The organism is Pseudomonas baetica (assembly GCF_019733355.1).
Classification (GTDB): Bacteria; Pseudomonadota; Gammaproteobacteria; order Pseudomonadales; family Pseudomonadaceae; genus Aquipseudomonas; species Aquipseudomonas baetica_A.
In genome coordinates this window covers 166387-177723 of sequence record NZ_JAIHLQ010000011.1, presented here as the reverse complement: position 1 = coordinate 177723, position 11337 = coordinate 166387, and the positions used below count along the sequence as shown (strand labels likewise).

General features: G+C 57.8%; 13 protein-coding genes. 3 read left to right on the top strand and 10 right to left on the bottom strand.

What is annotated here, in order from left to right:
* On the top strand, positions 1-236 hold a 236-nt coding region (locus K5E40_RS12810), incomplete at its 5' end, for a hypothetical protein (protein ID WP_221731063.1).
* 38 nt (positions 237-274) lie between these two features.
* On the opposite strand, the gene K5E40_RS12805 is transcribed toward K5E40_RS12810, so the two are convergent.
* Positions 275-940, bottom strand: a complete 666-nt coding sequence (locus K5E40_RS12805; RefSeq protein WP_409339136.1) for an RES family NAD+ phosphorylase — start codon at positions 938-940, stop codon at positions 275-277.
* An 11-nt stretch (positions 941-951) separates the two neighbouring features.
* On the bottom strand, positions 952-1362 hold the full coding sequence (locus K5E40_RS12800) for an MbcA/ParS/Xre antitoxin family protein (RefSeq protein WP_221731061.1): 411 nt from the start codon (positions 1360-1362) through the stop codon (positions 952-954).
* A 333-nt stretch (positions 1363-1695) separates the two neighbouring features.
* Between K5E40_RS12800 and K5E40_RS12795 the strand changes: the two genes are divergently transcribed.
* Entirely contained in the window at positions 1696-2622 is a 927-nt protein-coding gene (locus K5E40_RS12795) for a LysR family transcriptional regulator (protein WP_221731060.1), read from the top strand.
* Here the strand turns inward: K5E40_RS12795 and K5E40_RS12790 are convergent.
* From K5E40_RS12790 to K5E40_RS12765, 6 genes are all read right to left on the bottom strand, one after another.
* Complete coding sequence (locus tag K5E40_RS12790) at positions 2539-2856, bottom strand: AzlD domain-containing protein (protein WP_003220702.1); 318 nt, start codon at positions 2854-2856, stop codon at positions 2539-2541. The two genes, K5E40_RS12795 and K5E40_RS12790, sit on opposite strands and share 84 nt — an antisense overlap.
* The gene (locus K5E40_RS12785; protein WP_221731059.1) at positions 2835-3551 is read right to left on the bottom strand and encodes an AzlC family ABC transporter permease; all 717 of its coding nucleotides are present in this window, start codon (positions 3549-3551) and stop codon (positions 2835-2837) included. The genes K5E40_RS12790 and K5E40_RS12785 overlap by 22 nt, the downstream gene beginning before the upstream one ends.
* Positions 3548-3925 carry a GNAT family N-acetyltransferase gene (locus K5E40_RS12780; RefSeq protein ID WP_175555635.1) on the bottom strand — a complete coding sequence of 126 codons (378 nt, stop codon included), beginning with the start codon at positions 3923-3925 and terminating at the stop codon, positions 3548-3550. Before K5E40_RS12780 ends, K5E40_RS12785 begins: the two co-directional genes overlap by 4 nt.
* Positions 3926-4004: 79 nt before the next feature.
* Entirely contained in the window at positions 4005-4751 is a 747-nt protein-coding gene (locus tag K5E40_RS12775) for a 2OG-Fe dioxygenase family protein (RefSeq protein ID WP_221731058.1), read from the bottom strand.
* A gap of 231 nt (positions 4752-4982) precedes the next feature.
* Positions 4983-6269 (bottom strand): OprD family porin, encoded by a 1287-nt coding sequence (locus K5E40_RS12770; RefSeq protein ID WP_221731057.1) that lies wholly within the window; start codon positions 6267-6269, stop codon positions 4983-4985.
* Positions 6270-6566: 297 nt separating this feature from the next.
* A complete protein-coding gene (locus K5E40_RS12765; protein ID WP_221731056.1) occupies positions 6567-7235 on the bottom strand; it encodes a DsbA family protein in 669 nt (222 codons plus the stop codon).
* Between the two features lie 256 nt (positions 7236-7491).
* Between K5E40_RS12765 and K5E40_RS12760 the strand changes: the two genes are divergently transcribed.
* Positions 7492-9585, top strand: a complete 2094-nt coding sequence (locus tag K5E40_RS12760; RefSeq protein ID WP_221731055.1) for a TonB-dependent siderophore receptor — start codon at positions 7492-7494, stop codon at positions 9583-9585.
* 185 nt (positions 9586-9770) lie between these two features.
* Here K5E40_RS12760 and K5E40_RS12755 read toward each other — a convergent pair whose 3' ends face one another.
* Together K5E40_RS12755 and aguA are read right to left on the bottom strand one after the other, a co-directional pair.
* A complete protein-coding gene (locus tag K5E40_RS12755) occupies positions 9771-9983 on the bottom strand; it encodes a hypothetical protein (protein WP_221731054.1) in 213 nt (70 codons plus the stop codon).
* A 245-nt stretch (positions 9984-10228) separates the two neighbouring features.
* Positions 10229-11335 carry an agmatine deiminase gene (aguA, locus tag K5E40_RS12750; protein WP_221731053.1) on the bottom strand — a complete coding sequence of 369 codons (1107 nt, stop codon included), beginning with the start codon at positions 11333-11335 and terminating at the stop codon, positions 10229-10231.
* Between the last annotated feature and the right edge of the window lie 2 nt (positions 11336-11337).

The following is an 11337-nucleotide window of genomic DNA, read 5'->3' as shown; positions in this document are numbered from 1 at the left end:
AAAATCTCACGGCGGGTTCGCTTACGTTTACCTGCGTACTCGGCATCGGCGAAAGAAATCTGCTTCATGGGGGGATCAACCGTTCAGCTCATGTGATGGGAGATATTTCACCAGATTTTGAAACCTTTTTCAGAGTTTCCCTAGTCCCGCCGAAACGTACCGTTCGTCTGGTGCCGGCACCATACAAAACAAAGCCCCTGCAGAAATGCAGGGGCTTTGTTGTTTCTGGGTATTAAACATACAAAGCCTTCGCTACTGCGAGGGTCTGCTTGTTTCAAACCTGACTGATTTCAAACACAAACGAAATCCGGCGCTGGCTCGCACTCCACACATAGCGCAGATGCTTGCCCTGCTTGGGAATCGACACCGCCGGCGGGCGGAATGCCGCGACGCATTCGTGCCCGGCTAAGCGAACGCTGTTGTAGAGCAACCCCCAGGACTCTGTTTCACGCAGTTGTCGGGCGAAGATCTGAGACGGGCCGTAGGCGTCCGGATCAGCGTTGTGCAAATGCGGGTAATCGCGGCGGACGTCGTGCAGCGGTTTGACCACCCGGTTGACGTAAGTGCGCATGGTCAACTCAAGATCCGCCTCGTGGGTGGCAGCGAGAAAACGCTCCTGGTGATAGCAGGTTTCGGCGATGGCGGCGGCCTGGCTGCTGGCGGCGTAGTAAACGCCGAAGGTTCCGTCGCAGAAGCGGCTGCTTTTGCCGATGTGGGTGAACGCGGCCATTACCGGAGTCGAGCCGGGGCCGGAGAGTCGATCGGCTGGGCGCACCCGGGCGAGGACGCCGGCCTGTTCGATCAGGCGATCGTTGGTCAGCGCCTCGATGGCATAGGCGATATCCAGGTCTTCGGGATCAAGTACGTCTTCGAACAGTGCAATCGGCGGGAAGCTGCTGTTGACGATCCGGTAGGCTCGCGACCATTGAACATCAACCAGCGCTGGCGTCTTCAACCGCGCACACCGTCGAGGTAGCGACGCACGTCGGCGATGTCGACCACCCTACCCCCCAGCATGTAGTCCAGCGCCGTTTGCCCATTGAACGGCGCCGCTGTGTTCGGGCTGCTCACCCAAGTGAAGGCGCGTTCGCGGCTGTTGCTGAAGATGATGCTCAACGCCTTGTGAATCCCCATCAAATAGGAGATGCGCTCAAGGGTGTCGTGGGGCAGGCGCACGTTTGGCGGCAGATGTTTGTATTTGTAGAACGTTGTATTGCCGACCCCGCCAAGCAAGGTGCGCTGCTGCTCGGCGTTGCAGCCCCAACGTTCCATGAGATTGAAGAAAAACTTCAGCGCGACGCGGCCTGCTTCGGGGGCGTCGAGTTGTTCACGTGGGTTGAGGACTGGGGTTGAGGTAGGCATGGCCGCCTCCATTGGTAGCTGACATGCCTTTAAGCCTAGTACAGATACGGATGTTTGTTTTCTTTTAATCCGTTAACGGATCAGCTCGTTATCCAAACAGGAATGTTAAAAAAGCCGCGAATTGTTATTTCACGTGAGTATTTTTTGACCGCAATCACCCCAACGTCACCAAAAACCCCGATCCTGTGTCAGCCTCCAGCCATCGGTGGAGACATCAATTCGCTACTAAACCCGCGACAACTATGCTCAGGTGCTGGAATATAGCCAGCATAGGACGCCGGATCGGCAGTCTCGTAAACAACAATACCCAGCCCACTTTAGAGGGCATTACCCATGGATAGCAGAACCTTACGCAACCTCATGCGCATCGTGCAGACCGGCTCTTTGTCGGCCGCAGCCGAGCATTCGTGCCTGACTGTGCAGGCGTTGGCCGCGCAGTTGAACAAGGTCGAAGAGCAGTTCGGTTTCCGCTTGTTTCGTCGTTCCAACAAAGGGCTGACGCTGACGCCGCAAGGCACTGAGCTGACGCCGTATATGGACAGAGTGCTGATTGCCACGCGACAGATGGAAGATAAAGTCGAGGCTCTGAAAGTGCCGGGGCAGCGTACGTTGAAGGTCGCGTTGAACAACACGTTATCGCCGGACTTCAACCGGCGAATGATCGGGCGCCTGATTGAGGTGTTTCCCGATTATCAGATGGAGTTCAGCTACGCCGAGTCGATGGAAAACCTCAGCAAACTGAAGAATGAGGACTTTGACCTCGCCGTGCTGATTGGCCCGCAGCGACCGGGTTTGCCGAGCATCGTCCTGCCCGAGGTACAGGTGCAGGTGGTCGGTGCACATTGCGGTCAGGAGAATGATCCGCTGACGTTGCTGGGTGACAAGTTTCAGGTGCGTCCTGCGGAAGACTGTCCGTATTCCCACAGCTTCTTGCGTTTTCTCGACGCAGGTCTGGGCAATCACGAGAACGGTCAGCGCATGGTCTACTCGTGCAGCGAAACCCTGACGCTGTCGCTCATCACGCAGATGGACGCGGTGGGCATGGTCTCGCGTGAGGCCGCGCAGAAAAACGGCCTGACGATTTTCCCCGGGTTCGAGGATTTCCTCGAGGTGCGCCTGGCGGTGAACAATCCTGAATTGTCGAGCCAGGCGTTGAGCGATGTCGTCGCTCTGCCGCTACATGAACGAGCCGAGCGCAATGTACGCAGCCGTGCCAACCGCCACACTGAGAAAGAGGTTTTTGCTGAAATACGCACATAACAGCGTAGGAATCGCCGCATAAAATTCCGGGCGATCGAGTTGCAGGTGCTGATCCTTGATCAACAAGGGTGTCAGGCTGATCGCAGCGACGATCGCCACCGGCAAGTACTCCAGCGCCCGCGCAACAAACGGCGGCCAGTGCTCGGTGTTGACTTGCAGTGGCAAGGCGCGTGGCAGGAAGGTCACGGCCATCATCAGCGCGACCACCAGAATCAGGAACGTTTGGTCAGGCATACACCGACTCCGCAGCCCACAAACGTGGCGATAAACACATTAAACGGCGAACTGCTGACCAGGCTCAGTGCGCCCATGCACAGCACGGCCGCCGCGGCAGCGATGAGTTTTTTGCGTGTGTTGCACAGTGACACCAGCACGTAGAGCATCATCGCGGTCAGTGCGTAATCGAGTTGGTATTTGATCAGGTGCGCCGCGTACTGTGCGCACACCGCACCCAGCAGGCCTCCGAGCACCCACGAGGTGTGGCAGAACAGGTTGAAGCCAATCAGATAACGTACGTTCACCGGTGCGCCGGTGCCCAGTTTCACGCTGTGGAAAGCAAAGGATTCGTCGGTCAGGCCACCGGCGTAACACCAGCGCTCCATGCGACTGAGGCCCATGGCGCGCAGGGCCTTGGCCATGTACACCGACATCAGCATGTGTCGCGCGTTGATCAGGAACGTGGTCAGCACAATGGTGGTCAACGATGCACCGCTTGAGATCAACGCCAACGCCGCAAATTGCGAAGCCCCGGCATAAACAAACAAGCACATCGCCACGGGCAGCCACATGGGCAGTCCGGCATTCACGGCCATCAAGCCGAATACAAACGACACCGTGAAATACCCGGCCACCACCGGGCTGGCTTCGGCAAACGTGCGCGACGGCTGAGGGTTGACCATCAGCGGCGCACTGCCGGACGTTTCATTCATAGATCCCTCTCAAATGTCCGTTCGCCGTGAGGCTCGCAAAAACCCTGGGCAGTCCAGAAACGCTTGCCCGCGAGGTTAGCATCGTCGACGAACAGAAACATCCGCAACACACCGACCCGCTTCATGTCGGACGACGCCGCTTCAACCAGGCGTTGACCAACGCCCTGGCTGCGATAGCAGGGGCTGACGGCCAGATGGTTGATCGTGCCGCGGCTGCCGAGCATACCGCCCAGCACCGCGCCGACGATTTCGCCGGCCACGTCGAAGGCGAGATAGGCCGTGGTGGTTTTCTGGATCAACACGCCGCGCAGACATTTGGCGTCCTGCCATTCGCAGAACGACACTTCGTCGAACTGGCGGAAGAAGCGCTCCATGGGTTGCGCATCCTTGGCCGTGGCGCGTCGCAGCACCACGGGCGTCGAACATTCGACGCCGTCGATTGGGGTGATCTGATTAGCGAACAATGTCGAAAGCGGTCCCGGGCCGCGAGAAGGAAATCGCCAGAATCTGCCGGTACGCCATGGCATGGGTGTGTGAGTTGCGCGCCGGAGTCACGTAGTGGCGCATGTCGCGATCGAGGAAGTAGGTGGTGTCGAGAATTTCCTTATACGTGGTCGACGCCAATTGATGCTCATGAATATCGTACAAACGACTTTCCGCACCCTCGACATTGTTGCGCCCCCAGAAGTGCACACCGCTGAACGGATAACCGTCGCAGTGAATCCCTTCGGGGGTAATTTCCAACTGTTTGCCGGGTTTGATCTCGATACGGATCTGATGGATCTGGCACTGCCAGATTTCATCGTGCAGCTCTTCCGGCAACACGCTTTTGTACACTTCAAAATCGGTGTCGATCAGGCTGCGCATCACCGGCGACTCGATGACTTCATCAGAGAAGTCCTGAAAGTGGCGCACCATCCCGCCCACATAAGCGTTGTTTTCCTTGGACTGCACGTAGGCGCGATGCTCAAGTTGCTTCAGTTCGCGCGTTTTGGGGTTGTACTCAAAGTCGCTGTAACGACGGTAACGCATGCCGGCTTCGGCCTGACCGTAGTAACTGTCAGGCTCCATGTTTTCCCAACTTTTGGTCAGTCTGACGAAGTCGGCAAAATGACCGTAGAGATTGAAGTCACCACCCTGGACGTTGACATATTTGTCGCGCCGTAGCGATTCGCCCACTTCTCTGTTCAAAACGATCATTACCAAATTCTCCGCTGCGTTGAGCGGCCTAATCTATTAGGTGGAGAATTTGCGTCCATGAGAAAGAATTTCAGGCATTTAAAGCCCTGTTTGAAACGAAGTTTGAAGTGGCTGAAAAACAACTTTCACATGACAAAAACACGGGTTTTTTCTGGTTTTCACCGGAAAACAGTCGAAAAAAAACCCCGACCAGTCGGGGTTTTTCTCAGATGTATTACACCTGTTCGATCATCAGAAGATGTTGATCGGGTAATCGACGAATACACGCACTTCGTTGCCGCTGACGTTGTACTCGCTGGATTTTTGCGAAACACGCAGGATCGAGCTGCGCAGTTTCACGCTCAGGTCTTTGGCCGGGCCGCTTTGCACGACGTACTTGAACTGGTTGAAGATTTCGCGCTCGGTGCCGCCTTCACTGGTGGAGGTGGTGATGTTATCGCCACGCACGTACGCGAAGTTGTAGCTCAGACCCGGTACGCCGAAGGCGCCGAAGTCCAGGCCGTAGCCCAGTTGCCAGCTGCGTTCGTCTTCAGCGTTGAAGTCCGACCAGTAGGAGTTGGCCAGGTAGATGGTGTTGCCGCCGTCGCCGACGCGACCCTGACCTCTCTGATAACCGCCGTAGGCGTAGCCCAGGTTGCTGTCGCCGGTGGAGCGCTGGTGCGCCACGGTGAACGAGTGCGGGCCAGTGGCGAAGGTGGCTGCCAGGCTCCAGATCTTGTTGTCGTCACCGGTTACACCGTTTTCGCGGACATAAGAGTTGTCCAGCTTTGTGCGATAACCGTTGAAGTCCAGGGTCAGGGACTGATCCTTGTCGATCGGGAACACGTAGTTGGCGTTCACGTATTGTTTCTTCAATACGTCTTCGACGTCGGAAGCGTACAGCGCTGCCTTGAACTGTTCGGTGAACTGGTAGCTACCGCCCAGTACGTTGATCGATTTCAGACCACCGCTGTCACGGCCTTCAGCGCTCTTGCGCGATTCGGCGGTGAAACGACCGGCGTTCAGCTCCAGGCCTTTGATCTCTTTAGAGGTGATCAAGGTACCGGTGTAGCTTTCCGGCAGCAGACGCGAGTTGTCGTAGTTCAACACCGGCAGGGCCGGCATCTGGTCACCGTAGGTCAGTACGGTGTTGGACACGCGGAATTTGACCGCTGCACCAAACTTGGACAGATCGTCAGCCGCGTTGCCGCTGTCGCCCTGTTTGAAAAAGTCGATACCACCGGCGCCGCTGCGGCCCTTGCCGCCGTCCAGACGCAGTGCGTACAGACCGAAGGCGTCAACGCCAACACCGACGGTGCCTTGGGTGAAACCGGACGAGAACGTACCGATGGCCGCTTGGCCCCACTCGGCTTTGTCTTTGTTACCGTCTTTGTAATCACGATTGATGTAGGCATTGCGCAGCAGCACTTTGAGGCTGCTGTCTTCTTGAAAACCCTTGGATTCGGCCTGGTCGTTAGCCATGGCCGAAGTGGCGCTCAACATCCCCAGAGCGATCAGGCTGATTCGCTTGTTCAACATTTTGTTTTCCTTATTACGGGTTGAAACGCACTGTGTCGAACGGCTGAAACGGCGCTCATGCGCTCTTTTTTCACCCCGAAACAAAAAGGCCCGCCCACGACAAAGTCGTGTCGGGCCTTCTTATTATTTTTGAGTCATGGCGGTTGGCCACAGGCGTTGGGGCGAATCCTATCCGCGCCCGGAACAATGTGTCAATTTCAAGAATCGTCTTTAAATAGGCAAAAATCGTCTAAGAAACGTAAATTTTCCGCTGACTGGTTGCTCGGAAATGCCCACAGCCAGTGAATCCCGCGTGTATCAGGCGCAACCGTCCAGTCCACAGAAGGCTGAAGACTCGCCAACCCCTTCGCTGCCAATGACCTCACCCAACCATTGGGCAAAGGCCTGCGGCTTGCCCAGCCAAGGACTGATGTCGATGAGCGTGAATTGACCGTCCTTTTCCAACGCAAAAGTCGGAAATCCCTGCCCTCCCAGTTGGGCCAACAAACCACGAGTGGCTTTTATGTGGTGCTCGGTATCAGCCGATTTAACCGTGGCCTGAAAGGTTTCCCCGACGTATCCCATCTGCTGCGCCAGTTCCAGGAGAACTGATTGCTCGGCAATTCGCCGCCCCTCCACGTAATGCGCTGTCTGCAACCGCCCGAGCATCTGCAAACCACGCGCGTCGATGGCCTCAGCGGCCATGACGGCCGCAATCGGTGGCGTCGAATCGAAAACGGCGGTGTGATCGCGCAGCAAACCTTCGAAATACGCCTCGCCAAACGGCTGCCCGGTGTATTCGGCGATGCGCCGGTCGTGGGGCATGACGTAATTGCGCAACTGTGGCGTCACGCGCTGGCGGTTGGTGCCGCTCATCATGCCGCCCGCATGGGCGATTACCGGCAAAACGTGTTGCGCCGCTTGCACCAGCGGTTTGGCGCCGTAACACCAACCGCACAACGGGTCATAAATGTAGTGAAGGATCATCAGAGCGCTCCGGCAGGAAAGTGGGAAAAATCGATGCCGGCAGACTAGTGCTCAAGCTGTTGCAGAAAAACGCCGGAATGGCTTTCACACTGTTTCGTGAATCGGGCGAATGGTGCAAACGATCGGGTGTATCCAGATAGACATAAATTGAAACAATCAGACCAAGGAACTTCTTCGGAATAATTAACGGAAGCAAATGCAAAGCATTACCATTCGCGCGCTCGATATTCTTCCCACCTTTCGGATGCGCTTTTCAATGCCTGCCCCGTTTCGTCTTACGCCCGTAACCCTTGGGCTTTGTGCTTTCCTGTCCAGCGGTTTTGCCTACTCGGCGACTGAACTGCCCGCCACCGCCATCAGCGCTGAAGCGCAAGCGGATGACCCGCGCGTCACCATCAGCAACACCGCGACCCGCACATCGACGCCGGTGCGCTATGTGCCGCAGGCCATCGACTCGATCAAAACCTCGAACGTCGCCCACTACGGCACCAACGACATCGGCGACGCCTTGAGTGGCATGCCCAACGTCAGCAGCAGCGCCGATACCCGTTTCGACAGTTTGCGCATTCGCGGCTTCGACGCCAGCAACGATTTCTATCTGGATGGCATTCGTGACGACAGCCAGTACAAGCGCGACCTGCACAACGTCGAACGGGTTGAAGTGCTCAAAGGCCCGGCCGCCGTGCTGTACGGCCGAGGCAGCCAAGGCGGGATCGTCAACCGGGTGAGCAAAATGCCGGAGCCCGGCCGCCGCTCGACCATCGAAGCCCAGGGCGGCAGCGAGGATCTGCGCAGTTTGTACGCCGACCTCAGCGCCGACCCGAGCGAGAACATCAGCCTGCGCCTGAACATGGGCAACATGGATGAAAACAGTTTCCGCGACGGCGTCAGCGGTAACCGTCAACTGTTCGCGCCGTCGATGAGCTGGCAACTGACACCCGACCTGAACTGGCTGGTGCAGTACGAATACAGCCGCTACAACCGCACGCCGGATCGCGGCATTCCGGGGGTAAACGGACGTCCGGCGGATGTGGGCCGCGACACGACTTATGGCAACGAACACGACTTCATCGACGACAAGACGCAGTCCTTGCGTTCAAAACTCACTTACGAACTCAACGACAACTGGCAACTGCGCCAGACCCTCGGTGTGTTCAAACTCGACAGTGATTTCGACAACACCTACCTCACCGGATATACGCCTGCGACCAACAAGGTCACGCGCCAGCACTGGCAGCAGGACCTGACGACTCGCAACGTCTACAACAACCTGGAACTGGAAGGCGCGTTCGACACGTTCGGCCTGGAGCATCGCCTGCTCACGGGTATCGAAACCGGCAGTCAGCGCCGCGATCCAAAGCTGTATAACGCGGCCACCGGCCGGACGCCGGGCGCGCAAGCTGTGCCAGCGCTTGATCTGTTCAACCCCAATCGCGACCTGCGCCACACCGGCGCGATGCAGCTCTCAAGCAGTAGCCACACCGAAGTCGAAAGCCGCGCGGTGTACGTGCAGGATCAACTGCGCCTGAACGATCAGTGGCAAGTGCTTGCCGGCCTGCGCTACGACACCTTCGATATCGAGTCGACCAACAAACTCAGGAACATGTCCGAAGACCGCGACAGCCACAGCACCAGCCCGCGCGTGGGTCTGGTCTGGACGCCGCTGCACAATCATTCCTTCTACGCCTCGTGGTCCAAGACCTTCTCGCCAGTGGGCGGCGGTCTGATCGGCATCACGCCGGGCGCAGCCGGTAACAGCAACGACTTGAGCCCTGAGCTGACCAAGCAGAAAGAAATCGGCGTGAAGAGTGACTGGCTCGATGACCGTTTGAGCACCACCCTGGCGATCTATGACCTGGAGCTCTACAACCGCCGCACCACCGATCCGAACGATCCGACCCTGACCATCATGACCGGCGTTCAGCGCTCACGCGGGATTGAGCTCACCGGCACCGGCAAAATCATCGGCAACTGGTATGTGCGCGGTGGCGTCGGTGTGCAGGATGCAATCATCGAGAAGGACAACAATGGCCTGGAAGGCAAGCGCATCAACAACGTGGCCAAGCGCAACGCCAGCCTGTTCCTGACCTGGAAACCGGAGATGGGCTGGTACGGAGAAACCGGTCTGACCCTGGTTGGCCAGCGCTATGCCGACAACGCCAACACCACCGTGCTGCCAGGCTATGGCCGCTGGGATGCGCTGGTCGGCTATCGCTTGAAGGACTGGGATTTGCGCGCGGCGCTGAACAACATCACTGATCGCGAGTATTACGCCTCGGCCACCAGCCAATATCAAATCCAGCCGGGAGCGCCGCGTAGCGTGGTGATGACGGGCACCTACAGCTTCTAACTCACCGCAAAAACCTGTGGGAGGGGGCTTGCTCCCGAAGGCGTCCGGTCAGTCGACATCTCCGTTAACTGACCCACCGCATTCGGGAGCAAGCCCCCCCAGTCAGTGTTCACACTGGATTTTGCAACGCCCATAAAAAAGCGCCGCCATCCCGGCAGCGCTTTTACCCATCGCTGTTGTTTTTCTTATCCTTGCATCACAGCCCACAACGCATCCAGTTCTGCTTCGCTGAACAGGTCAGCGGGGTAACGCTCGATCATCATCCGGCGCGGATCAGCTTCCCTGATCTGACGCGTTCCATTGGATTTCAACCAGTGCGCGACTACCTGGAGCGATTTGCCGTTTACGGCCATGGGGCGCAAAGTTCGTGCTCTGACTATGTTCACTTCGGCGTTCATTTCGGCGCTCTCCCCCCGTTAATGAGCGGCTAAGTTATCCAAGGTTTATGACAGAACTGTTGAAGTTCTCCTCCCTCCCTAGTACTCAAGTTTCAATACAAGAGCTATGCCAATGTTTCGCACTTGTCGACAAGCGGATACAAAGAAGCCCGCCGTCCAGCAGGGACGCGGGCTTCTTTGTCTATCGGGCAAGCGAATCGTCGCCCCGCTGATTGTTCAATCAACTCAAGCTGTTACGACTCAACTCACTCTTTGTGCGGCGCTGGCTGCTGTTGGGTAAGGCAGTGAATATTGCCGCCACCCAGTAACAGTTCGCGGCCCGGCACCATCACCACTTCGTGCTGCGGGAACAGGTTCTGCAGGATTTCCCTGGCCGGGCCGTCCATCGGATCGTCGAAGCTCGGCGCGATGATGCCGCCGTTGACGATCAGGAAATTCACGTAAGAACCCGCCAGACGCACGCTCGGGTTGCGCTCTTGCGTGCCGTCCACCGGATCAACGCCAGCGCACTCTTCTTCGGTGGCAAACAGCGGCCCCGGAATCGGCATTTTGTGCACCGTGAACGGGCGTCCCTTGGCGTCGATGCTGTTTTGCAGCACGTTCATCGCCGCCTGGCAGCGTGGGTAATTCGGATCCTGTGGATCGTCGGTCCACGCCAGCAGCACTTCGCCCGGACGCACGTAGCAGCAGAAGTTATCCACATGGCCGTCGGTTTCGTCGTTGAACAAACCGTCCGGCAGCCAGATGATTTTATCCACAGCCAGGTTGGCGCTGAGCACCGCTTCGATTTCTTCGCGGCTCAGGTGCGGGTTGCGATTGCGGTTGAGCAGGCATTCTTCGGTAGTGATCAGCGTGCGTTCGCCATCGACGTGAATCGAACCGCCCTCGAGCACAAAACCCTCGGTGCGGTAACGCGGACTGCGCTCGATCTCAAGGATCTTGCCGCCGACCTGTGAGTCGCGGTTCCACGGCGAGTACAAGCCGCCGTCAAAGCCGCCCCAGGCGTTGAAGTCCCAGTTCACGCCGCGCACTTCGCCGCTGTTGTTGATGACGAACGTCGGGCCGCTGTCGCGTACCCAAGCATCATCGCTGGACATCTCGACCACGCGGATATTCGGCACGTCCAGACGCGCACGGGCGTTTTCGTACTGGCCGGCAGAAACGGCCACGGTCACCGGCTCGAAACGGGCAATGGCTTTAGCCACTGCCGCGTGTGCGGCTTGCGCCGGTTTGCCGCCCAGACGCCAGTTGTCCGGGCGCTCGGGCCAGATCATCCAGGTCTGAGTCTGGGGTGCCCACTCGGCCGGCATGTGGAAGCCGTCGGCGCGCGGGGTACTTTTCAATGTGGTCATCG

What these genes read in the sequence shown, in the direction of transcription:
- K5E40_RS12790 (WP_003220702.1), bottom strand. Translation starts at nt 2,856, where the DNA reads ATGCCTGACCAAACGTTCCTGATTCTGGTGGTCGCGCTGATGATGGCC.
- K5E40_RS12800 (WP_221731061.1), bottom strand. Translation starts at nt 1,362, where the DNA reads ATGCCTACCTCAACCCCAGTCCTCAACCCACGTGAACAACTCGACGCC.
- K5E40_RS12770 (WP_221731057.1), bottom strand. Translation starts at nt 6,269, where the DNA reads ATGTTGAACAAGCGAATCAGCCTGATCGCTCTGGGGATGTTGAGCGCC.
- K5E40_RS12755 (WP_221731054.1), bottom strand. Translation starts at nt 9,983, where the DNA reads ATGAACGCCGAAGTGAACATAGTCAGAGCACGAACTTTGCGCCCCATG.
- aguA (WP_221731053.1), bottom strand. Translation starts at nt 11,335, where the DNA reads ATGACCACATTGAAAAGTACCCCGCGCGCCGACGGCTTCCACATGCCG.
- K5E40_RS12775 (WP_221731058.1), bottom strand. Translation starts at nt 4,751, where the DNA reads ATGATCGTTTTGAACAGAGAAGTGGGCGAATCGCTACGGCGCGACAAA.
- K5E40_RS12795 (WP_221731060.1), top strand. Translation starts at nt 1,696, where the DNA reads ATGGATAGCAGAACCTTACGCAACCTCATGCGCATCGTGCAGACCGGC.
- K5E40_RS12765 (WP_221731056.1), bottom strand. Translation starts at nt 7,235, where the DNA reads ATGATCCTTCACTACATTTATGACCCGTTGTGCGGTTGGTGTTACGGC.
- K5E40_RS12785 (WP_221731059.1), bottom strand. Translation starts at nt 3,551, where the DNA reads ATGAATGAAACGTCCGGCAGTGCGCCGCTGATGGTCAACCCTCAGCCG.
- K5E40_RS12780 (WP_175555635.1), bottom strand. Translation starts at nt 3,925, where the DNA reads ATGGAGCGCTTCTTCCGCCAGTTCGACGAAGTGTCGTTCTGCGAATGG.
- K5E40_RS12760 (WP_221731055.1), top strand. Translation starts at nt 7,492, where the DNA reads ATGCCTGCCCCGTTTCGTCTTACGCCCGTAACCCTTGGGCTTTGTGCT.